This window comes from Erythrobacter sp. EC-HK427, from assembly GCF_902498745.1.
Classification (GTDB): Bacteria; Pseudomonadota; Alphaproteobacteria; order Sphingomonadales; family Sphingomonadaceae; genus Alteraurantiacibacter.
This window is the reverse complement of the sequence record NZ_LR701479.1, coordinates 3,019,550-3,042,391: the sequence shown is the minus strand read 5'-3', so window position 1 is coordinate 3,042,391 and position 22,842 is coordinate 3,019,550. Positions and strand designations below refer to the sequence as shown.

16 protein-coding genes are annotated in these 22,842 nt (G+C 63.5%); 7 read left to right on the top strand and 9 right to left on the bottom strand.

The annotated features are described in order from the left end of the window. Positions 1–2: 2 nt before the first annotated feature. Positions 3–1,547 (bottom strand): MFS transporter, encoded by a 1,545-nt coding sequence (locus GC121_RS14840; protein WP_370513756.1) that lies wholly within the window; start codon positions 1,545–1,547, stop codon positions 3–5. A 128-nt stretch (positions 1,548–1,675) separates the two neighbouring features. Continuing rightward, a complete protein-coding gene (locus GC121_RS14835; protein ID WP_151975454.1) occupies positions 1,676–2,761 on the bottom strand; it encodes a LacI family DNA-binding transcriptional regulator in 1,086 nt (361 codons plus the stop codon). 345 nt (positions 2,762–3,106) lie between these two features. Between GC121_RS14835 and GC121_RS14830 the strand changes: the two genes are divergently transcribed. The 7 genes from GC121_RS14830 (at position 3,107) to GC121_RS14800 (ending at position 15,384) form a co-directional block, all read left to right on the top strand. Beyond that, positions 3,107–5,839, top strand: a complete 2,733-nt coding sequence (locus GC121_RS14830) for a TonB-dependent receptor (RefSeq protein WP_151975453.1) — start codon at positions 3,107–3,109, stop codon at positions 5,837–5,839. 112 nt (positions 5,840–5,951) lie between these two features. Further along, positions 5,952–7,460, top strand: a complete 1,509-nt coding sequence (locus GC121_RS14825; RefSeq protein ID WP_151975452.1) for a tryptophan halogenase family protein — start codon at positions 5,952–5,954, stop codon at positions 7,458–7,460. Beyond that, positions 7,457–9,337, top strand: coding sequence for an alpha-amylase family glycosyl hydrolase (locus tag GC121_RS14820; protein WP_151975451.1), 1,881 nt, complete (start codon positions 7,457–7,459; stop codon positions 9,335–9,337). The genes GC121_RS14825 and GC121_RS14820 overlap by 4 nt, the downstream gene beginning before the upstream one ends. Further along, positions 9,334–10,956 carry an alpha-amylase family glycosyl hydrolase gene (locus tag GC121_RS14815; RefSeq protein WP_151975450.1) on the top strand — a complete coding sequence of 541 codons (1,623 nt, stop codon included), beginning with the start codon at positions 9,334–9,336 and terminating at the stop codon, positions 10,954–10,956. The genes GC121_RS14820 and GC121_RS14815 overlap by 4 nt, the downstream gene beginning before the upstream one ends. Then, positions 10,953–12,986, top strand: a complete 2,034-nt coding sequence (locus GC121_RS14810; protein WP_151975449.1) for a glycoside hydrolase family 97 protein — start codon at positions 10,953–10,955, stop codon at positions 12,984–12,986. Before GC121_RS14815 ends, GC121_RS14810 begins: the two co-directional genes overlap by 4 nt. Next, complete coding sequence (locus GC121_RS14805) at positions 12,983–13,897, top strand: alpha/beta hydrolase (RefSeq protein ID WP_151975448.1); 915 nt, start codon at positions 12,983–12,985, stop codon at positions 13,895–13,897. Before GC121_RS14810 ends, GC121_RS14805 begins: the two co-directional genes overlap by 4 nt. Then, the gene (locus GC121_RS14800; protein ID WP_151975447.1) at positions 13,894–15,384 is read left to right on the top strand and encodes a tryptophan halogenase family protein; all 1,491 of its coding nucleotides are present in this window, start codon (positions 13,894–13,896) and stop codon (positions 15,382–15,384) included. Before GC121_RS14805 ends, GC121_RS14800 begins: the two co-directional genes overlap by 4 nt. A 155-nt stretch (positions 15,385–15,539) precedes the next feature. On the opposite strand, the gene GC121_RS14795 is transcribed toward GC121_RS14800, so the two are convergent. The 7 genes from GC121_RS14795 to GC121_RS14770 all read right to left on the bottom strand — a co-directional run bounded on the left by GC121_RS14795 (position 15,540) and on the right by GC121_RS14770 (position 22,791). Then, positions 15,540–16,553 (bottom strand): aromatic ring-hydroxylating dioxygenase subunit alpha, encoded by a 1,014-nt coding sequence (locus GC121_RS14795; protein WP_151975446.1) that lies wholly within the window; start codon positions 16,551–16,553, stop codon positions 15,540–15,542. Beyond that, the gene (locus GC121_RS14790) at positions 16,550–17,710 is read right to left on the bottom strand and encodes an ATP-grasp domain-containing protein (protein WP_199857895.1); all 1,161 of its coding nucleotides are present in this window, start codon (positions 17,708–17,710) and stop codon (positions 16,550–16,552) included. Before GC121_RS14790 ends, GC121_RS14795 begins: the two co-directional genes overlap by 4 nt. Beyond that, positions 17,703–18,941, bottom strand: coding sequence for a hypothetical protein (locus tag GC121_RS15560; RefSeq protein WP_199857894.1), 1,239 nt, complete (start codon positions 18,939–18,941; stop codon positions 17,703–17,705). Before GC121_RS15560 ends, GC121_RS14790 begins: the two co-directional genes overlap by 8 nt. Beyond that, a complete protein-coding gene (locus tag GC121_RS14785; protein ID WP_151975444.1) occupies positions 18,931–19,779 on the bottom strand; it encodes an MBL fold metallo-hydrolase in 849 nt (282 codons plus the stop codon). The genes GC121_RS15560 and GC121_RS14785 overlap by 11 nt, the downstream gene beginning before the upstream one ends. Next, complete coding sequence (locus tag GC121_RS14780) at positions 19,776–20,753, bottom strand: NAD-dependent epimerase/dehydratase family protein (protein ID WP_199857893.1); 978 nt, start codon at positions 20,751–20,753, stop codon at positions 19,776–19,778. Before GC121_RS14780 ends, GC121_RS14785 begins: the two co-directional genes overlap by 4 nt. Further along, positions 20,750–21,688 carry a 3-oxoacyl-[acyl-carrier-protein] synthase III C-terminal domain-containing protein gene (locus GC121_RS14775; RefSeq protein WP_199857892.1) on the bottom strand — a complete coding sequence of 313 codons (939 nt, stop codon included), beginning with the start codon at positions 21,686–21,688 and terminating at the stop codon, positions 20,750–20,752. The genes GC121_RS14780 and GC121_RS14775 overlap by 4 nt, the downstream gene beginning before the upstream one ends. A gap of 254 nt (positions 21,689–21,942) precedes the next feature. Further along, positions 21,943–22,791 carry an SUMF1/EgtB/PvdO family nonheme iron enzyme gene (locus tag GC121_RS14770; protein ID WP_199857891.1) on the bottom strand — a complete coding sequence of 283 codons (849 nt, stop codon included), beginning with the start codon at positions 22,789–22,791 and terminating at the stop codon, positions 21,943–21,945. Between the last annotated feature and the right edge of the window lie 51 nt (positions 22,792–22,842).

The following is a 22,842-nucleotide window of genomic DNA, read 5'->3' as shown; positions in this document are numbered from 1 at the left end:
CCTTAAGCGGTTTTGCCGGGCACGCGCACGCGCAGCATGGCGAAGGCGGCAATTGTCCAGCTGGCGGCGGCGAACAGCATCGTCCAGACCGGCTCACCGGGGAAGAAGGCGAGCATGACGCTGCCCATAACAGTCGCGACCAGCAGTTGCGGGATCACGATAAAGACGTTGAACAGGCCCATATAAATGCCGAGCTTTTTCTGCGGCAGGCTGCTTGCCAGAATAGCGTAGGGCATGGCGAGAATGCTGGCCCAGGCGATGCCTTTCAGCACTTCGCAAATGATCAGCAGGTTCGGGTCGCGCAGCACGAAATAGCCGAGGAAACCCAGTGCGCCGAGCAGCAGGCAGGTCATATGTGTGCGCGCCTTGCCGATCTTGCGGGCAAGCGCGGGCAGGACAAGCAGCGCGGCGACCGCGGCTACGCCGTTCTGCACGGTGTAGATCAGGTTCCACCAGTTCGCGCCTTCATTATAGGCGGCCGTGGTCGGATCGGCGCTGCCGAAGAAATATTGCGAGACGATGGGGCCGGAATAGATCCACATGATGAAGAGCGCCGACCAGCTGAAAAATTGCACGACGGCGAGCCGCTTCATCGTGTCGGGCATACCCGAAAAGTCGCCCACGATGCTGGCCAGCATATTCGCCGATTTGCCTTGCTTCGCCATCGAAATGCCGATGGCGGAGAGCACGCCATAGGTCGCCAGCAGCCCGCCGAGCAGATAGATTTCCTTCTGCAATCCCAGCGGGTTGACCGACAACGCCACGGCAGCGCCCGCCACAATCCAGATCAGCGGCGTGGTGTAGCTTTTGGCGGCCAGCGCGCTGACCGTTTCGCCCAGTTCGACGTCGCGTTCGGCTTCGAACGCCGCCATCTGTTCGGGCGAATATTCCTTGGTGGTGAACACCGTCCACATGATCGCGCTGAACAAGGCGATGCCGCCAGCCCAGAAGCTCCAGCGCACGGTGTCGGGGATCTGCCCGTCAGGCGCGACATTGCTGACGCCGAACTGGTCGAGCAACCACGGGAAAATCGCTGCTGCCACCGCGCCCGCGCCGATAAAGGCGGTCTGCACCGCATAACCGGTGGCGTGCTGCGATTTGTCGAGCATATCGCCCACGAAAGCGCGAAACGGCTCCATCGAGATATTCAGGCTGGCATCAAGGATCCACAGCAGCGTTGCGGCAAAGATCAGCGGCGCGGCAAAGGTCGGCGCGAGCGGCATCAGAAACAGGGCAATCGCGGCCAGCAGTGCGCCGGTGACGAAATAGGGGCGGCGGCGGCCAAAGCTGTTCCAGGTCTTGTCTGACAGGTGGCCGACTATCGGCTGCACGATCAGCCCGGTCAGCGGCGCGGCCACCCACAAGGCGGGAAGCTCTTCCATGCTCGCGCCCAGCGTTTGGAAGATGCGGCTCATATTGCCGTTTTGCAGCACGAAACCGATCTGGATGCCGAAGAAGCCGAAGCTCATATTGGCGAGGCTGCCCCAGCCCATATGCGGCTTGCGCGCGGACGTTGTTACGGGCGCAGTGCCCCCGACTATTGCCATGAAATGTCCCTCTACCCGTCAATTCTGGTGCGGACAGTCTTTGCGCTGTCTCGCTTAGGGCAACAGGGCTGGCACGTTTATCCGGTGCCGACAACATGCATACGAATACGTCCGGAGCGATTGCGCTCTCAGATAGCGTGCGGCGCGGGCGCGCGGGGTGCGGCGGGGGCTGCGGGCGCGAGGTGTGCGGTGCTGGCGCGCTCGATCAGGCGGGCGGGCAGGCGGTTATCGGGCTTTTCGCGGCCTTCAAGCTGCGCGATCAGCGTTTCAACCAGTCGCTCGCCCGCGCCCTTGATGTCCTGCATCACGGTGGTGAGCGGCGGGTTGGTGAGGCTGGCGGCAGGGATATCGTCAAATCCGATCACCGCCACATCGCCCGGCACGCTGCGCCCGGCTTCGGCCAGCGCGCGCAAGGCGCCGATGGCGATGAGATCGCTGGCGGCAAAAATTGCATCGAAATCCGCGCCGCTATCCATAAGCAGCCGCGCGGCGGCATAGCCTGCCTCTTCGGTGGTGATCGCATCGAATTGCAGATCGGGGTCGGGCTCCAGCCCTGCTTGCAGCATGGCGGCGTAAAGCCCCTGATAACGGCTTTCGAATTCGGGATAATGCTCGTCCGCATGGCCGAGGAAGGCAATCCGCTTGCGGCCCCGCGCAATCAGATGCTCGCCCGCCAGCTTGCCCGCGCCGAAATTGTCCGATCCCACGGTGGTGCCGTTGAGGTCGCTCGAAACCGAGCCCCAGCGGGCGAAATGCGTGCCCTGTTCCTCCAGCTGCTCCAGCCGCTGTTTGTAGAGCGTGAAATCGCCGTATCCGAGCAGGATCAGCCCGTCCGCGCGGTGGCTGTCCTGATATTGCATGTGCCAGTCATCCTCCATCCGCTGGAAGGAAATCAGCAGATCCAGCCCGCGATTGGCGCAGGCGCGGGTGATCGAGCCGAGCATGGCGAGGAAGAACGGATTGATCATGCTTTCGTCGGGTGTCGGGTCTTCGAAGAACAGCAGGGCAATCGTGTTCGACCGTTGCGAGCGTAGCGAGGAGGCGTTCTTGTCGACCGTGTAATTGAGATCGCGGGCAATCGCCTTGATCTTCTCGCGCGTCGCCTCGCTCACCGATTTGTCCCCGCGCAGCGCACGGCTGACGGTCGGCTGCGACACCCCCGCCGCATAGGCGATATCAAAACTGGTCGGACGACCGGTAGGCGGACGGCCCATGGAACCTCCTGCGGGTGACTTCTCCCAATTCACCCCACGCGAGGGCGAGCCTAGGCTGCCTGCGACATATTTGCAAATACGCCCGTAGGGCGGGGCGGGAAAACGCGCAAAAACGGCAGAAATGCTGCGATGCAGCACGGTTTTGCAAAATGTGACAATCGAGCCACTATCCGCCGACCCGCATGGATTGCGTATACGTATGCTATCTTCCGCAAGCGCCCCGCACAACAGATACGGGCATCACAAGCACGGCGGGACTCCGTTTTCGACCGTGCGTGTTTTGGACGAGGACTATGCCGGAAAGGGCCGATTTATCGGTTTGCCGGCGCTTGATCGGGGACTGATATGAATTTCCGCAATACCCTTCGCATTGGTGCAAGCAGCACCGCTTTCGCTATCGCCGCCTTCGCCCTTCCGGGTGTTGCCATGGCGCAGGATGCCGGCGCCCAGGCTGAGGCCGATCCCGAAGATGACGAGATGATCATCGTCACCGGCTTCCGCGCCGCGCTCGATTCGGCTGTCGGCGAAAAGCGCGACACCGATCTGATCGTTGAATCGGTGACCGCCGAAGACATCGGCCGTCTGCCCGACGCTTCGATCGGTGAATCGATTGCCCGCCTGCCGGGTGTCACCTCGCAGCGCCTCAATGGCCGCGCCAACGTGATCTCGATCCGCGGTTTCGGCCCCGACTTCTCGCAGACCACGCTGAATGGCCGCGAGCAGACCTCGACCAGCGACAGCCGCGCGGTGGAATTTGACCAATATCCTTCCGAAGTCGTCAGCCGCGTCAACGTGTTCAAATCGCCTTCGGCGAGCATGATCGGGCAGGGCCTTGTCGGCACGATTGATATCCAGACGATCCGCCCGCTCGAAGTGTCGGAGCAGATCCTCGCTGTCGGCGTTCGCGGTTCGTATGCCGATCTCGGCGCGCTGAATGCCGGTTCGGACGAATTCGGCTACCGCGCCAACGCCACTTATGTTGACCAGTTCGCCGATGACCGTATCGGCCTCGCGCTGGCTGTGGCCTACACCAATGAGCCTTACCAGCTGCAGGAATTCAACGCCTGGGGTTATGCCGGTGGCGGTTCGCCTGCCAGTCCGTTTGTAATCGGCGGCAATAAGAGCTTCGTCACCTCGACCAGCCTTGAGCGTATCGGCTTCAACGGCACATTCCAGGCGGAGCTTTCGCCTGAGCTGATGCTGACGGTCGACGGGTTCTATTCGAACTTCAACGATGAAAGCATCAAGCGCGGCATTGAACTGCCGCTCGGCTTCGGTGCTTTCGGCACCACCTTCAATCCGGCCACGGCGACGATCATTGACACGCCGACAGGCTCGTTCGCTTCGGCCGGCACGTTCAACAATGTTGAAGGTGTGGTGCGCAACGACATCTTCCAGCGCGAAGCTGACCTCTATTCGGGCGGCATCAATCTGGCGTGGGAAGGCAATAATGGCTGGAGCGCGTTTGCAGACTTCGGTTATTCGCGCACCGACCGCAACGAGCTGAGCCTCGAAAGCTATTCGGGCACGGGCTACAATGCCGGTGTCGGCGCGACCGATACTATCGGCTTCGTTTCCAATGAGAACGGCACCAGCTTCTCGCCGACGCTCAACTATGCCGATCCGAACCTGATCGTCCTGACCGACCCGCTGGGTTGGGGTGGCAGCCGCGTTCAGGCCGGTTATTACAACAACCGCATCGTCGAAGACGAGCTGTTCCAGTATCGCGTTGGTATTTCGCGTGAAATCGACGGCTTCTTCTCGGCGATCAATGTTGGTGCCGGTTACACTGACCGCACCAAGACGCTGACGCCGGACGAATTCTTCATCACGCCGCCCACCGGTGTGACCGAAGTTGCGATCCCCACCAGCGCCCTGCTCGAACCGACCGATCTCGGCTATCTCGGCCTTGGCCCGATTGTCAGCTATGACGCGCGCGACCTCATTGCAGATGGCACGCTGATCCTGACGCCCAACACCTCGAACGATATTCCGGCCAAGGCCTACAATATCAGCGAGGAACTGCTGACCGGCTATGTCCAGCTAGATATCGATCAGGATCTGCCCAACGGCGTGCTGACCGGCAACATCGGCGTGCAGGCCATTCGCACCGATCAGAACTCGACCGGTATTGCTTTTGCCGCTGGCCAGCAGGTCAATATCTCGCTGGGTGACGAATATTGGGACGTGCTGCCCAGCATGAACCTCGCTTTCCGTTTCGACAGCGACTGGGTTGTGCGTCTTGCGGCCTCGCGCCAGATCCAGCGTGCGCGGCTTGATGCGCTGCGTTCGGCCATCGGTTACGGCATCAACAACAATGTGCAGGACAGCCCGACCGGCCTCGCGCCGTTCATCAGCGGTGGTGGCGGCAACCCGCTGCTGCGTCCGTATCGTGCCAATGCGATGGACTTCAACATCGAGCGTTACTTCGCCGGTGGTTCGGGCGTGGTTGCGGCGCAGTTCTTCTACAAGGACATCGTCAGCTATATCGACGGTTCGCGCACGGTCTTCGATTACAGCGCCTTCCCGCTGCCTGCGGGCCAGGCCCCGGCAACGCTGATCGGTACGCTCGACTCCGAAGTTAACACCGGTGGTGGGGACTTCTTCGGCGCCGAAGTGTCGCTTACGCTGCCCTTCGACATCTTCACCGAGGCGCTGGACGGCTTCGGCTTCACCGGTGGTGCAGGCTACACCGAAACCCGGATCGAGAACGCCAATGGCGATATCGATGTGATCCCGGGCTATTCGGAATGGGTCGCCAACGGTACGGTGTATTACGATCTCGGCGGCTTCAATGCACGTACGAGCGTGCGCTATCGCAGCGGCTTCCTGGGTGACTTCACCGGCTTCGGTGGTTCGCCGACGCGCCGTCTGGCCCGTTCGGAAACGATTGTGGACGCGCAGATCGGTTACACCTTCGAAGGTGGCTCCCTCGATGGCCTGTCGCTCTTCCTCAACGGATCGAACCTGACCAACGCGCCGTTCGTGGCGCAGGCCAATGCCGAGAACGAGTTCCTCGTGCTCGACTATCAGGAATATGGCCGCCGCTTCCAGGTCGGCGCCACCTTCCGCTTCTAAGGGTCGCACTCCGGCGGGGAGCGTTCTCCCCGCGACCCGCCGGTTCCCTGTCCCCACGCGCTGTGGCACCATAGCGCGTGGGTGACATGAAGCGCGATGACGGGCAGGCGTTATGAACGAAGAGGCTCCATACGATTACGTAATCGCCGGTGGCGGGACTGCCGGATGGATGGCCGCAGCAGGGCTTGCCCGCTTTGCTCCTCCCGGAACACGTATTGCTCTGGTCGAAAGCGACGCCATCGGCACCGTCGGTGTGGGCGAAGCGACGATCCCGCAAATCCACCTCTGGCTAAACGCGCTGGGCCTCGATGAGCGCGAATTCCTCATCAAAACCAAGGCCAGCTTCAAGCTCGGCATCGCCTTTGACGGCTGGCTGCGCGAAGGCCATTCCTATATGCATGCCTTCGGGCAAGTGGGCCGCGCGCATGGTCTGCTGCCCTTCCAGCATTATTGGCTGCGCGCGAAGGCGGCGGGCTTTGCGAAGCCGCTTGCCGCCTATTCGCTGAACGAAGTGGCAGCGCGCAATTTGCGGATGGCGAAGGGCCAGCCGGGGGCCTTGCCCTATGCCTATCATTTCGATGCCGGACTCTACGCGCAGCACCTGCGCGCCTTTGCCGAAATGCGCGGGGTGGTGCGGATTGAGGGCACCATCGGTGATGTGGTTTGCGATGGCGAAAGCGGGGATATTGCCGCGCTTCTGCTCGACGGTGGACGCCGTGTTGCAGGCAAATTCTTCATGGATTGCAGCGGCTTCCGCGCGTTGCTTATCGAAGGCGCGCTGGGTGCGGGGTTTGACGACTGGTCACACTATCTGCCCTGCGATCGCGCGATGGCGGTGGCCTGCGATAGTGGCGGCGAGTTTACCCCTTATACCCGTTCGATTGCCCGCAAGGCGGGGTGGCAGTGGCGCATTCCCTTGCAGCATCGCATTGGCAACGGGATGGTTTTTTCCTCCGCCCATCTGTCCGAGGACGAGGCGGCGGCCACTCTACTCGCCAATCTCGACGGCGCGCCGCAGGGCGATCCGCGCCCTATCCGCTTCACCACGGGCAAGCGCAAAGAACACTGGAAAAACAACTGTCTGGCACTTGGACTTGCCGCCGGTTTTATGGAGCCGCTGGAGTCCACCAGCATCCATCTGGTGCAAAGCGCGGTCAGCCGCTTTCTCTCGGTTCTGCCCGGCACAACGGGCACACAAGCCACACGCAATTGGTTCAACAGCCAAGCCGACTTCGAATGGCAGCGCATCCGTGATTTTCTGGTGCTGCATTACCATGCCAACCAGCGCGAGGGCGAACCGTTCTGGGATGATGTCCGCCACATGGCGCTGCCCGACACGCTTGTCGCCAAGCTCGACCTGTGGCGCGCCACCGGCTTTATCCACCGCGAGCATGAGGAGCTGTTCACCGAGGTCGGCTGGTTCCAGGTGCTCGCGGGGCAGGGGGTCGCGGCAGAAAGTTACAATCCGATGGCGGACAGCCTGTCCGAAGCCGAGCTGCGCCTGATGCTCGACCAGACCGAGGCCGCTATCGCCAACCAAACCCGCCCGATGCAAGGGCATATCCAGTTTCTGCAAAACTATGCGAGCGGGCCAAGTCCCCGCGTGGAGGTACCAGCATGACACACCGTAGACGCCCGCAAACCGCGCTCGCTCTGGCGCTCGCCGCGCTGGCTCTGCCCGCCTGTGCCACCGCGCAGCAGCATGAGGGCATGGATCATACCGCGCACGCCGAGCACGCTGCGGAAACGCCCGACTATCTCGACCGACTGCCTTCCGATGAAGTTATCTACTTCGTCCTGCCCGACCGTTTCGAGAACGGTGATACCAGCAACGATACCGGCGGTTTCGAAGGAACCCGCCTCGATCACGGTTTCGACCCCACCCATCGCGGTTTCTTCCAGGGCGGCGATCTGGCGGGCCTGACCAGCCGCCTCGATTATCTCGAAGGGATGGGCATCACCGCGATCTGGTTCGCGCCGATTTTCCAGAACAAGCCGGTACAGGGGCCGCCGGGTGACGAGAGCGCGGGCTATCACGGCTATTGGGTCACCGATTTCACGCGGCCCGACAGCCATTTCGGCACGCGCGAGGAATTCGCCGCTTTCGTGGACGCGGCCCATGCGCGTGGCATGAAGGTCTACATGGATATCATCACCAACCACACGGCGGACGTGATCCGGTATGAAGAAGGGGACGATACCGACTATACCTATCGCAGCTTGGCAGACTTCCCCTATTCGCGGCGTGGCGGCGTGGATGGCGAGCCGATCAATGAAGGCTTTGCCGGGCACGAGGATTCGAGCGAGGAAAACTTCGCCCGCCTGACCGATCCCAGCTACGCCTACACGCCCTATGTGCCGGAGGCCGAGCGCGAGGTGAAAGTCCCCGCCTGGCTCAACAATCCGATCTATTACCACAATCGCGGCGACACGACCTTTACCGGCGAAAGCAGCCGTCAGGGCGATTTCGTGGGGCTGGACGATCTGTTCACCGAACACCCCTTCGTGCGGCAGGGCATGATCGATATCTATTGCGACTGGGTGGTTAACACCCGCATTGACGGGTTCCGCATCGATACCGCGCGCCATGTCGATCCCGGCTTCTGGCAGGCGTTCGTGCCCGCCGTGGAAGAATGCTCCGAAGCGGCAGGCATCCCCAATTTCCATATGTTCGGCGAAGTCTATTCGGACGATACGACCGCCGGATATATCGCCGAATATACCCGCCGCGACCAATTGCCTGCCGTGCTCGATTTCGCCTTTGCCGCCGCTATGCGCGAAGTGCTGGGCAGCGGAGAGGGCACCTATGTGCTCAACCGCCTGTTCGATGGTGATGCGCTGTATGAAGGCGGGGAGGAAGCCGCGCTCAACCTGCCGACCTTCCTCGGCAATCACGATATGGGCCGTTTCAGCACGCTGATCCGCGAACGCCGGCCCGATATTTCGCCCGAAGAGCTGTTGCAGCGCGTGATGCTCGGCCATGCGATGATGCTGACCCTGCGCGGTTCGCCCACGATCTATTACGGGGACGAGCAGGGCTTTGTGGGCGACGGGAACGACCAGCGCGCGCGCGAACCGATGTTCCCCAGCCTGACGGCGGAATATAACGACAATGATCTGATCGGCACCGATGCCACGACGGCAGAGGCGAATTTCGACACCGCGCATCCGCTGTATCGGCTGATTGCCGACTTTTCTGCCATCCGCCTCGCGCATCCGGCCTTCACCCGGGGCCGCCAGCAGGTGCGCCATTACGAGCAGGAGCCGGGCATTTTCGCCGCCTCGCGCTTTGATCCGGACAGCGGGCAGGAGTATCTCTCGGTCTTCAACACCAGCGGGGAAGCGCGCAGCGTGAATATCTGGGTCAATTACGATGCCACGCGGCTGGAAACGCTGGCGGGCGCTTGCCCCGCCGAAGTGACCGCGCCGGGCACTGCCGCCTTCACCGTTCCGGCCTTTGGCTGGGCCGTGTGCCGCCTGCACGAGGATGCCGAATGATCGCCGAAGCAGCTCTTGATACGCGGCCGGAAACCGTTGCCGCTTTGCCGTGGTGGAAGGGCGCGACGATCTACCAGATCTATCCGCGCAGCTTCATGGATTCCAACGGGGACGGGATCGGCGATTTGCCGGGCATTACCGCGCGGCTCGATCACGTGGCCAGCCTTGGCGTCGATGCGATCTGGATCAGCCCCTTCTTCCGCTCGCCGATGAAGGATTTCGGCTATGACGTGTCGGACTATCGCGATGTCGATCCGATTTTCGGCACGCTTGCGGATTTCGATGCGCTGGTGGCGCGGGCGCACGCGCTGGGGCTGAAAGTCCTGATCGATCAGGTCTATTCGCACAGTTCGGACGAGCACGAATGGTTCGCCGAAAGCCGCGCCAGCCGCGATAATCGGAAGGCCGACTGGTATGTCTGGGCCGATGCCAAGCCCGATGGCTCGCCGCCCTCCAACTGGCAAAGCGTGTTTGGCGGCCCCGCCTGGACGTGGGACGCGCGGCGAGGGCAGTATTACCTGCACAATTTCCTCAGCTCGCAGCCGCAACTCAATATGCACAACCCGCAGGTGCAGGATGCGGCGCTGGGCGTGATGCGCTTCTGGCTGGAGCGGGGAGTGGACGGGTTCCGTATCGATGCGCTCAATTTCGCGATGCACGACCCGGAACTGAAGGACAATCCGCCCGCGCCCGCCACCAACAAGCAGCGCACGCGGCCGTTCGATTTCCAATTGAAGGTCAACAACCAGTCGCACCCCGACATTCCCAAATTCATCGAGCGCATCCGCGCGCTGACCGATGAATTCGATGCGGTGTTCACCGTGGCCGAAGTGGGCGGGGATGATGCCGATGTGGAGATGAAGGCCTTTACGCAAGGCGATGCCCATCTCAATTCGGCCTACGGCTTCGATTTCCTCTATGCCGAGAAACTGACGCCGGGCCTTGTGTGCGGCGCGCTGGCACAGTGGCCCGATGCAGACGGCGTGGGCTGGCCGAGCTGGGCGTTCGAGAACCACGATGCCCCGCGCGCGCTGGGCCGATGGTGCGCTCCCGATGAGCGCGATGCCTTTGCGCGGATGAAGGTGCTGCTGCTGGCGTGTCTGCGCGGTAATATCATCCTGTATCAGGGCGAGGAACTCGGCCTCACTCAGGTGGATATTCCCTTCGAGCAGCTGCACGATCCGGAAGCGATTGCGAACTGGCCGCTGACGCTCAGCCGCGATGGCGCGCGCACGCCGATGCCGTGGGAACACAGCGCGTGCGGCGGGTTCGGTTCGGCCGAGCCGTGGCTGCCGCTGGGGGAGGAGAACCGCGCGCGCGCGGTCGCCTTGCAGGAACGCGACGAAGGCTCGCTTCTGAACCACACCCGCGCCATGCTCGCTCTGCGCAATGCCCACCCTGCGCTGCATCACGGGGCGGTAACGCGCTGCGATGCGGCGGGCGATCTGCTGGTGATGGAACGCCATGCCGATGGCGAAAGCGTGCGTATCTTCGCCAATCTGGGGCGCGGCGAGCAGCCGCTCAGCCCCGCCCAAACCGCCGGAACGCAGCTCGCCGCCGTCAATGGCGCAAACTCCTCCGCCCTTCCTCCCTTTGCAGCTCTTGTGGTGAAATTATGAACCTTGCCCGCTTTGCCCTGACTCTCACCGCCGCTTTGCTGTCGACCAGCGCGCTGGCGCAGGAAGTGACTTCGCCCGATGGCCGGATCGTCGCCACGCTCACCGCCAATGGCGAAGGTGTGCCGATCTATTCGGTCAGCTTTGACGGGCAGCCGGTGATCGAGGAATCGACGATCGGTTTCACTTTCACCGATGCCAATCCGATGCGCCGCGGCTTCGAAGTGGTGAGCGAGGTAGAAAGCTCCAGCGACACCACATGGGAGCAACCCTGGGGCGAGCGGCGCTATGTGGTTGACCGGCACAACGAACTCGCCGTGACTTTCCGCCAGAATGACGTGGAAGCGCGGCAGATGACCGTGCGGATGCGCGTGTTCGACGATGGCGTTGGCTTCCGCATGGAATTTCCCGAACAGGCGAGCCTGCCTGTTGCCAATATCGCCGAGGAGCTGACCGAATTCCGCATCGCCAGCGATGGCGAGGCTTGGTCGATCCCCGCAGGCGACTGGAACCGCTACGAATATCTCTACGAACGCACCCCGATCAGCGCGCTCTCCACTGTGCACACGCCGGTGACGATGATTTTGGAGAACGGCACGCACCTCTCCTTCCACGAGGCGGCTTTGGTCGATTATTCGGGGATGTGGCTGCGGCGGATGGAAGGCACGCGGCTGCGCGCGCAGCTTTCGCCCAGCCCGCGTGGGCCGAAAGTTGTGCGCGAAGGCGCCTTCCACACGCCGTGGCGCACGATCCAGATCGGTGACGGGCCGGATGATCTGTTCAATTCCAGCCTGATCCTCAATCTGAACGAGCCCAATGTGCTGGGCGATGTCAGCTGGTTCGAACCGCACACCTATATCGGCATCTGGTGGGAAATGCATCTCGACGAGAGCAGCTGGGCGAGCGGGCCTAACCACGGCGCGACGACCGAGAACGCCTTTCGCCACATCGATTTCGCCGCCGAACACGGCTTTCGCGGCGTGCTGATCGAAGGCTGGAATGTCGGCTGGGACGGGACATGGTTCGGCAATGGCCGCGAGTTCGATTTTACGCAGGCCTATCCCGATTTCGATATCGAAGCGATCGCCGCCTATGCGCGCGAGCGCGGCGTGCGGATCATCGGCCACCACGAAACCGGCGGCAATATCGACGTGTATGAACGCCAACTCGAAGACGCGATGGCGTTTTACGAGCGGCTGGGCATCGATGCAGTCAAGACCGGCTATGTCGCCGATGCGGGGGGCGTGATTGCCTCTGATGGCGAAGGTGGTGAGACCTTCGTGTGGCATGACGGGCAGGAGCAGGTGAACCACCACTTGCGCGTCGTTCAGGTGGCAGCCGAGCACCGGATCGCGGTGAACCCGCACGAGCCGATCAAGGATACCGGCCTCCGCCGCACCTATCCGAACTGGGTCAGCCGTGAAGGCGCGCGCGGGGCGGAGTATGACGCATGGGGCGTGCCGAAGAACGGGCCCGATCACGTGCCCGAGCTGATCTTTACCCGAATGCTGTCCGGCCCGATGGATTACACGTCAGGCGTCTTCTCATTGGAAGGGCGCGGGGCGACTGCGCCGGATATTCCCTCCACCCTGGCGCGCCAGCTCGCCTTCTACATCGCGATTTACTCGCCGATCCAGATGGTTGCCGATACGCCCGAGAACCTGGAGGCGCACCCCGAGGCGCTCGATTTCGCACGGCGCGTGGGCGTCGATTGGCACGAATCCATGCTGCTCGAAGGCGCGGTTGGCGAGTATGCGGTGATCGCGCGGCAAGTGCGCGAGGGCGAAACGTGGTTCGTAGGCGGCGTCACTGACGACCAGCCGCGCGATGTTACGATCGACCTCGGTTTCCTCTACACCGACACCGAATATGTCGCCACGATCTGGGAAGACGGCGAAGGCGCGGACGGGCTGGGCGATAACCGCCACGCGATGAATGTGCGCACCGTCACCGTGCGGCAGGGCGACACGCTGGACGTGCACATGGCGCGCGCGGGCGGCTTCGCTATCGAAATCGCGCTTTCAGGCGAATGATCGGACGGCTCCTCGCGGCGCTGGGTGCGCTTCTGCTCGCGGCCTGCGCCACGGTGCAGCCCGCCAGCGAAGCGCGGTTGATCGAGCGCGGGCCTTTCGCGGTGGAAGGCCTGCCCGACCAGCGCCTCTCGATCTGGCTGCCGCCCGGCTATGACAGCTCGGCGCGCCGCTATCCGGTGCTGTATATGCATGACGGGCACAATCTGTTCGATCTGGCGAATTCCAACTTCAACAAGATCTGGGCCGCCGATCAGGCGATGCTGGAAGCGATGGCGAGCGGCGCAGTGGAGCCGCATATCATTGTCGGCATCTGGGCACCGGGGCCGGATCGTTACCGCCAATATCTCCCCGCTTTCGCTACCGAAGAAGCCGAGGGCGCGCTCGCGCAAAGCATCACCGGTTACGCCAATGGCGAGGTGCTTTCGCAGCGTTACCTCGACTGGATGGCAGACGAATTGCGCACGCAAATCGACGCAGAGTTCCGCACGCAGACCGGCCCTTCCAACACCGCCATTGCCGGATCGAGCATGGGCGGGATCAATTCCTGCTGGGCGATTGCCGAGCGGCCCGATGTCTATGGCCGCGCTGCCTGCGTATCGTCGCACTGGCCGCTGGCCGACCCGACGCTGCCGCCGGTCGAGGGCGATCAGGCGCGCGAGCTATGGAGCGCCTATTTCGCCGCCAATCTTGGTGCGCCCGCAGGTCGCCGCATCTGGATGGACCACGGCACCGCCACGCTCGACCAGTATTACGCGCCCTATCAAGCCAGCGTCGGTGCAGACTTCCGCGCCGCGGGCTGGGTGGAAGGCGAGGACTTCCGTTCGGAAGCCTATGAAGGCGCCGAGCATGAGGAAAACGCCTGGGCCGCACGCTTGCCCGAAATCTTCATCTGGCTATTAGCGGGCGAATGAGCGCGCCAACTCCGCCCCACATCGTCGTCCTTGGCGGCGGCAGCGCGGGCTGGATCACCGCCTGCCTGCTGCACCACCGCTGGGGCGCAAGGGGCGGGCGGGTGACGGTGGTCGAGAGCCCCGATATCGGCATTATCGGCGTGGGCGAGGGATCGACTCCGCAACTGAAAGCCATGTTCGATCATCTCGGCATTACCGAAGCCGAATGGATGGCCGCCTGTGATGCGACCTATAAGCTCGGTATCCGCTTTTCCGGCTGGAGCGAGCGCGCCGGTTTTGAAAGCTATTTCCACCCGTTCCCCGGCCCGGTCGATCTGCACACCGAACCGGCCTTCACCCACAATGTGATGCTGGCACGGCGCGGCGCGGATGTTCCCGCGCATCCCGATGACTGGTTCCTCGCCAGCGTGCTGGCCGAAGCGGGGAAGGGGTCGCAGGCGGCGGAGAGTTTCCCCTTCGCGCCCTCTTACGGCTACCATTTTGACGCTTACAAGCTGGGCGCTTTTCTGCGCGATTGGGCGGTGGCGCGCGGGGTGGTGCATCGCCCGCTGACGGTCGAGCAAGTCGAGGTTGGCGAGGATGGCGAGGTCGCAGCGCTGCTGTGCGAAGGCGGGGAGCGTGTCACTGGCGACCTGTTCGTCGATTGCTCGGGCTTCCGCGCGGTGATCGCGGGCGATGCTTTGGGCGGCGAGTTCCTCCCCTTCGCCGACAACCTGTTCAACGACCGCGCCGTGGTGGTGCCGACCGCGCGGGTCACGGACTTCAAGCCGCAGACCGGCGCGGTGGCGATGCAGGCGGGCTGGCGTTGGCACATCCCGCTCACCACCCGCACCGGCAATGGCTATGTCTATTCCTCCAAATACATTTCGGACGAGGATGCGGCGGCGGAATTGCTTGGCTCTGTCGGCCTGAGCGAAGACGACGCAGAGCCGCGCTTCCTCCGCATGAAGGTCGGGCGGATGCGCGAAAGCTGGCGTGGCAATTGCCTTGCGGCGGGCCTCAGCCAAGGCTTTATCGAGCCGCTGGAAGCGACCGCGCTGCACATCGTCATCGCCACCGCGCTGGAATTTGCCGAGGCCTATGAAGCGGGCGGGTTCACCGCCCAGCACCGCGACACCTTCAACGCCAATATCGGCGCGCGCTATGATGCGATCTGCGATTACATCGTGGCGCATTACCGGATGAACCAGCGGTCGGACACGCAATATTGGCGCGACAATGCGGCGAACCAGCACCTCACTGACGGGCTGAAAGCGATGCTGACCGCGTGGTTCACGCATCAGGACATCGCGGCAGCCAACGCGCAGCAATACCGCATCCCGGCCTATGCCCCGATGAGCTGGCACGTGCTGTTTGCCGGATACGGGACGTTTCCTCCGGCGGACCGGATGCAGGCTCTGCCGCAAGGCGTTCAGGCGGCGGATTTGGACGGGGTGCGCGAATTGCTTGCGAAGAGTGCGGGGAATTTTGCGGCGGTGGATTGGTAGGCTGCTTCTGTTCGAAAGCACTTAAAAACCCTTCCCTTGGGGGAGTCGCAGACGGCGCGAAGCGCCTACGGTTGGGATGGGGGTTCGGCATCAAATTGGCGTGGAACCCCCACCCCCAGCCCCTCCCCACGGGGAAGGGAGATTTCGTTCAAGCCCTAAAGCTCCCCCCGCACAGTCTCATCCTGCCCCGGCTCCAGCCGCTCGCCCTTCCACAACCGGTGCAGGCGCCCCCCCAGAATATCTCCCGGCCCCGAAACAAATTGCGGGTTCCCAAACGCCTCCATCACCGCATATTGCTTCGCCAAAGCCCGCCTGTCCTGCGCCACCACGGGTCGCAGGAACAGCCGGATGGCGGCTTGCTTGAGCCAGCCGGGTGCGAGGCCTTTGGGAGTGGAAAAGCGCGCGAAGGGAGTGAACGTCCCCTCGGTGGCGGGGGTGAAGATCGCGGTGACGCACAGGGTGAGTTTCTCAGTCCCCTCCCACCGCGCTTGCACAGTAGTCGGTGGGTAATAGCGGGTGATGCTCCGCTCGCGGTCTTTCTCCAGAAAGCGCGACATCAGGCCGAGATCGGGCTGCGTCTGCGCGATGGCCATATCGATTCCGTCAGCATGCGTGGTCACCACCAGATCTACCGGAAGGCGCTTGTCGCGCCGCCGGATGAAACCGTGATGCAAATGGTTGGTGTGGAACGGGTCCATCACATTCTCGATGGCGTCATAGGCGCGCCCGCGCCACGTGCCTTGCTGCCACCAGAAATGGTCGAGATCGGGATTGCCGAAATCAGGGGGGAGGGGCGGTTCGGCGGGTGCGTCGTCAGACAGCGCGACGAAGATCGCGCCATGCCGCTCGGCGAGTCTGACTGGTTGGGCGTCGAGCTTTTTGTCCGGCCCGTCCAACACGCACCCCGGCACCGCGACGCAGCGTCCCGCGCCGTCAAACCGCCAGCCGTGATAGCCGCACTCGATCGCGCCATCGATCACGCGCCCCTCGGACAAGGGGTAATTGCGATGCGGGCAGCGGTCGATCAGCGCGGCGGGGCCATCTGGTGTGCCCCAAAGGACTACGGGTGTGCCGCAGACGTAAACTTGACGTATACTAGCTGCGCCGATGTCGCGCGACAGGGCGACCATGTGCCAGGCATTGCGGACGGCGTCGGGGAAGGCGCTCATGGCAATTGCTCCCCGTTCCATTCGATGTCGCTTGTGGTGGCAGAGGTCGTTGAAATTCCGTGCTTTACGCCGCTCAAAGCAAAGCCCGCCGCATCGGCAAGCGCGCCTATGATCGGCATCCGGTCGCCCGGGCGGGAAATGGCATCGTGTCCGTTTCGCATCGTCGCGCGCCACTTTGCCACACGACCCGAACGCATGGCCAGTGGCAACCCGAACACGGCTATAGCGGGGCCGAGATATGTCTCGGATTGCGGCGTGTCCGGACAAGGCTCGGCATCGGCAATCGCGCGGGCGAGGGCACCCCTGCCTGCAAGCTGGTGAACGCCGCTGGTGGCACGCGGGTTGCATTCGATCAGCCAAGGTGTGCCGCTATCGTCAATTATGGCATCGCAGGCGAATTGTCCGGTCAGGTCAGCGTTTTGGGCGATCTCGCTTGCAATGGCTTTCAATTGTGCTTGCAACGTATTGGAAACGGGCGAGAAGGCGAAGCTCGCCCCGCCACCCAATCGCCATGCCGAGCGATAGGCGGCGAAGGCCGTTAGGGCGCCCGCTTGCGCTACGGCGTAGAAGCAGACCTCCTCCCCATGCACCCGGCGCTGCGACATAAGAGGCAAACCTCCATCAAGGTTGAGGTTAAGAATATCCTGTGACGTCAGACCAATACGTGTGCTTTCGCCAAAGCGGCTGAAGACCGGTTTGAACACCCATGCGCCGGGCTGCGCGGCAAATTCGGGCATTTGCTCGCGCCGCGTGAGCAGATGACTCTCCGGCGCGGCGATGCCCCAATCTTGGCAAGCTGCGGCAAAAGCGTGCTTGTCGTGCAGCATCCGCAGCGTGGCGAGCGGCGGGGCGAACAGGCGGCCCGCCAGCGCCTCTGCCAGACCGGGCGAGGCGAGGTGGAACACCTCCTCGCAAGTGGGCAGCACCAGATCGGGCGCGAGTTGCTCCAGCAACGCCTTCACATCGCGCTGGAAGCCGGGCGGATCGGCAACGGGTGAGGCGTAGCGGTGTACCTTAGTCGCCGCCCGCGACCAGCGCATGATCCGCGCCGGGCTGCAATCGGCGGCATGGACGTCCCATCCGGCGGCGGCAAAATCGCGCGCCAGATCGAGCGCGGCGGCTGCCCGCGCGCCGGTAATGAACACGCGCCTAGCCATCGTGCCACGCAACCTTGCGCCGCTTGGGGCCGTCCTGCGCAACCGGCTCCCGCAGCAGTTCGACAGCGACCGGAACCAGCTCCGCAAGCCGGTCACGCGCGGTTGCCGACGCCTTGTCGGGCGCGGCGGGATCGACAGTGAGCACAACGCCCTGCGGCCACCCGACTGCCCGCCACGCGTGCTTGCCTCCCAGCGGGCCCTCGACTGCTTTGACCACCCGGCCGGGCGCAACCGGCGATAGGTGCGGATAATGCCAGATATCCTGCACGCGCCCCTGCGGCGGCTTGATCGCGAGGCCATGCATTCCGCACAGGCAGCGCCAGCGTTGCCGCGCGATTTCGATCACATCATCGAGCAAGACCCGCACAATGGGCTGGCTGTGGCGGTGCAGGTCGGTCACCACGCATTGATGGCAGCCCGCCGCTTCGTTGAAAACCAGCTCGAATGCGATCGCGTGATGGTTCGGGTGCAGCAGGCCATGCGCGCATTCCGCGCCAAGGAACCCCTCGGTCGCCTGATAGATCGCGCGCGGGGAAACACCGAAATGTGTGCCGACAAAGGCCTGCTCTTTGGGACTCATCGGCTCGCTGCCGAAAAGCAGGTGGCGTAGCTGCGGCAGCTTCGCTCCGGCCTTGGCGAGCGCCAGCAAGCGATGCGGCGGGGCGATCAGGATGGTGGGCGCGAAGGCGTCAAGCGCCGCCGCCGTCTCCGCAATACCAGCCTCCAGCGGGAAATGCCGGAAGGCCATCCGCCCGCCCGACACATCGGCATAGAGCGCGCTGTTCGCCCGCAAATGCAGCGCGATGCGCTGGCGTTGCAGCAGGGCCTTGGCAGGCAGCAAGCGGGCGAGGCTTTGCCCGACATAGTCGGCGCGTTCCGCTGGCGAGGCAACAAACAGGCCGCGCGCGCCGCCGCCCGTGCCGGTTGACCAGCCTGCGGTCAGCCCCCCGGCAGGTTCACCCGGTTCGGCAGCATCGGCCATCGCGGTGAGTTCCTCATGCGAAAGGCCCAGCGCATTCCACCGCCCGTAATCGGCGCGGATCTGCGCGGGTTCGACCACCGGAAACTCGGCGAGGGGCCGTCCCGCATACGCCGCCAGAGCGGGCGTCGCTGCAATCACCGGTTGGAGCGCCGCCCATTTTTTCGCGCGCAGTTGCACAAGGTCATACTCGAACAGCCGCATCGCCCGCTTGGTGCGCCACCAAGAGGCAAGGATCGCGCTACGCGTCATCCCCGCCCCGGAAAGCAGCGGCGGCGATGGGGCAGTGCGAGGGGAGGATCGCCAGCTCCGCATTGCCCGCCCGCGCCAGCACCAGCTGCGCCAGCGTTTGCCGATAGGTCGCCGTATCGCCCAGCATTCCCGTCACATAGCGCGGCGGCGGCGTGTTTTCGGTGATCGCGCGCGAGGTGTAGACTGCGTCGCCCGCCAGCAGCACCGCCTGCCCCTCCCCGGTCACAAACGCCAGCCCCCAGTGGCCCGCGCAATGGCCCGGAAGCTCCACCATCAGCAGGCTGCCATCGCCCAGAATATCGCGCCCTCGCGTGAAAGGCGCAAAGGCAGAAGGCAGCGGGACTTCTGGCGCATCCTCGAAGAAGCACGCCTGCCCCTCCATCGTCTGCGGCACCAAAGCGGAGAGCAGCCCCTTGCGCACCCGCGCCAACCGGCTGCCGCTGCGCAGCGCCGTAAGGCCAACGCGTGCGCAATACATTGGCAGGCCCGCGAGATGGCGCGCGCCCGCCACATGGTCGCCGTGGAAATGCGAGACGATCAGGCCCGCGATCTCGTCTTCGGCAATATCATGCGCCGCCAGCCACGCCCGCCATTCCTCGCCCGCGCCGATGCTGGCGGGGGTCGTCCAGCGGTAGATGCGTTCGGGGAAGGGCCCGGTCGCTTCGATAAAGGCCGGGTCATAGCCGGTGTCGAACAGGAACAACCCGCGTTCCGGATGCGCGATCACGCCCACCAGCGCGGGGAAATCCACCGGGCAGAGGCTGCCGCCCTGGATCATCCCGAATTCGGGATGGCGGCACGATCCGCGCTCCAGCCAGCGGAAGCCCACGCGCTTCACAGCGTCTTCCTGACTTCGGCGAGCAGCGTTTCGAGCGCGTCATAGCGGGGTTCGTAACCCAGCATCGCCTTTGCGCCTGCAAGGTCAAAGGTCTGCGAATAGGCCATGGTGGAAAGCGTGTAGCGGGTGATCGGTGGCTCCTTGCCGGAGCGAAAAGCGCGCGCGCCAAATTCGAGGACGGTTGCCAGAGCGGTCGCCACCGGCACGGGCAAATCGACCAGCTTGGGCGAGGTGCCAATCGCGTCCGCCACCGCCTGCGCCACCTGCGCCACAGGCATGGGCTTGCCCCCGCTGATATTCACCGCCTTGCCGCTGGTCGCCGCGCACCGTTCCGCCGCCTCGCACACCGCCCAGGCGACATCGCGCAAATCTGTCATTTCGATGAGCGCGCGGCCACCGCGAGGGAAGGGCACGCGCGGGCGCTGCGCGATTTCGATGAGGCGCGGCATGATAACGCGGTCGCCTTCGCCCACCAAAGCGCGCGGGCGGATGGCGCAGGTGGCAAAGCCATCGCTGGCGGCGGCGAGCACCATGCGCTCCGCCGCCAGCTTGGTGCGGGCGTAATGGTTCAATGCAGGCTCGGCGGGCGGGGTCGCCTCGGTGATGCCCACTTGGTCGCGCAGACGAGCGAAGATGGAGGGCGAAGAGACGAAGGTGAACCGTGCCACACCTGCAGCCTGAGCCGCGGCAAGCAGGCGCTGCGTCGCCAGCACATTGGCCCGCTCGAACGCCTCCGCACTGCCCCAGCTTGCCGAGAGCGCGGCGGCGTGAATGACGGTGTCGCAGCCTTCCACCAGCGGGGCGAGGTCGGCAGCGGGCGCGGCGAGATCGGCGGGGATGAACTCCACGCTTGCGTCATGCAAGGCGCTCCGCCCCGTCGCCTTGATACTCCATCCGCGCGCGCCAGCCTCGCGCAGCAGCGCCCCTCCAAGCCCGCCGGTCGCGCCGGTGATGAGGACTTTGGAGACGCTCACAATTGCACCACCATCGCGCCCGCGCTGATGCCTGCGGCGGTGCCGAGCAGCATGATCCGATCGCCCGCCTTCGCCGCGCCGCTCTCCAGCGCATGGGCAAGGCAGGTGGGGATCGAGGCGGCGATCTGGTTGCCGTGGGTGGCGAAGATATTGACGACGCGGTCTTCCGCAGGCGCGAACAGGCGGCGGACGTGCTCGACGCCGGGCGCGCTCGCCTGGTGGCAGATGACGCAGGCGAGATCGTCGCGGGACATTCCTGCATCCGCCAGCGCCCCGTTAATCACGCCGGGCAAGGCCTTGGCCGCCGCCTTGAAAATGCCGAAGGCGTCCATCTCGAAATAGGAGCCTGCCAGCAGCGCATCATACCCCTCGCTCACGCGCAATTTCGTGCCGCCGGAACGCAGCTGCGCCAGCGCATGATGCTGGCCGAAGGTCGCAAACCGGCTGGCCAGCAATCCGGCTGGCCCGTCACCCGCCTCAATCGCCACCGCCGCCGCGCCGTCGCCGAAAATCGAGCGGGTTTTGGCATTGGCCGGATCGAGGCCCGCGGTCGCGATGTCGGCGGAGAACACAAGCGCGCGTTTCCAGCGACCGCTTGTCAGACCCATCGCCGCGATATCGAGCGCGGTCATGAAGGAGAGGCACGTCTGGTTCACATCGAACGCCGCAATGCCCGAAGCGCCAAGCCCGAGCCTGCCCTGCACCAGCGCGGAAGTGGAGGGGATGGGCTGCTCCATCACCCCGCACCCGCCAATCAGCACATCGAACGCGCCTTCGTCCCAGCCAGCGCGTTCGAGCGCGGTTCGGCACGCCGCCGCGCCCATCATGCTGCTGGTTTCTTGCGGAGAGGAAACCCCGCGCTCGGCAATGCCGAATTGCGCCTGTGTCCAGCCAGCCGCCTGCCCGCCCGCCACATCGAGCGCGGTCGAGGGCACTGTGTTAGCAGGGCGGTAGGCGCCCCAACCGGCAAGAGTGAACTGGGCAAGCAAACGCAAGTCTCCGGGTTATTCGCGTCATATAGGAACAATGCGGTGAAGCGCGAGATAATGGCGGAACTTGTCGACGGGGGAATGCGCATGTTCGGAGATGGGGTTGGTTCACTGCCAACGCCGCTGATGCTAGGCCCGTCGAAGCGCATAATAGGAGCGATTACCTGTCAGCTCCTAAGGACGCTCGACGAAGATCCTGGCTATTGGCGTTCACCTACAATCACCAGCCTAATGCCTACAGGCGCGCTGAAACCGTATGAGTATATCGACACCCGCGACGTACGCTCGATGCCGTCTTGCCATACCGGGCTACTCCATTGCCCGATCTGATAGCCTTTCATTAAGGCTTCTTCGAGCTGCGGAGGATTGTTCGAAAAGTCGAATTGGTCTTCATAAGCTGATCGATTTTGCGCGGTGATCCGCTCTTCGGTCAATTCAGTCACATTGCCCAAAACATCGTATAATCCCCACTCGCTTGGTGGGAATGAACCCACTCGCTTTCCTTGGACGTGAGGGAAAATGTCGGCACTTGGACGGCCTCCTGACCAAGGAGAAGCAAATGGAATTCCGACCAAATCCCTTGTACTTAACGCCTCGCGGGTAGGATCGATATCGTCTCCCCATGGAAACCTTCGGGATGGATTGCCGGAACTCGCAAACCATTCCCATTCTTGGACTGTCGGAAGCGCCAAATCCGCGCCTGACACCGACTCAAGCCAAGCAACATAACATTCAATTTCAGCATCATTGAGCTCAGCTATCGGCCAGTCCAACCGTAACTGTGCAACCAATTCTGACCGCTCGTTTAGATCGATTGCTCTTCCGAAGTTCTCGCCGAGGATTGGTGCCGGGCAGGCACCAGCATCCACCGCCTGCCAGTAATTGTTCCATGTAAGCTCGAACTTTGAGACGAAGGTAATCGGGCGAAGGTCTGCGGGTGACTGCGGAACTCTGATGAAAGCTGGGCATCCATCGCAGGGGGCAAACTCTTCCCCAATTTCAACGGTATTTCCATGGAACCCCTGCTCCGTTTCGGCCCCGCCGCTCACGGCTGAGCACGAAAGCAGCGCAGTGAGGAAGGCAGATGATGCGAACAGCGT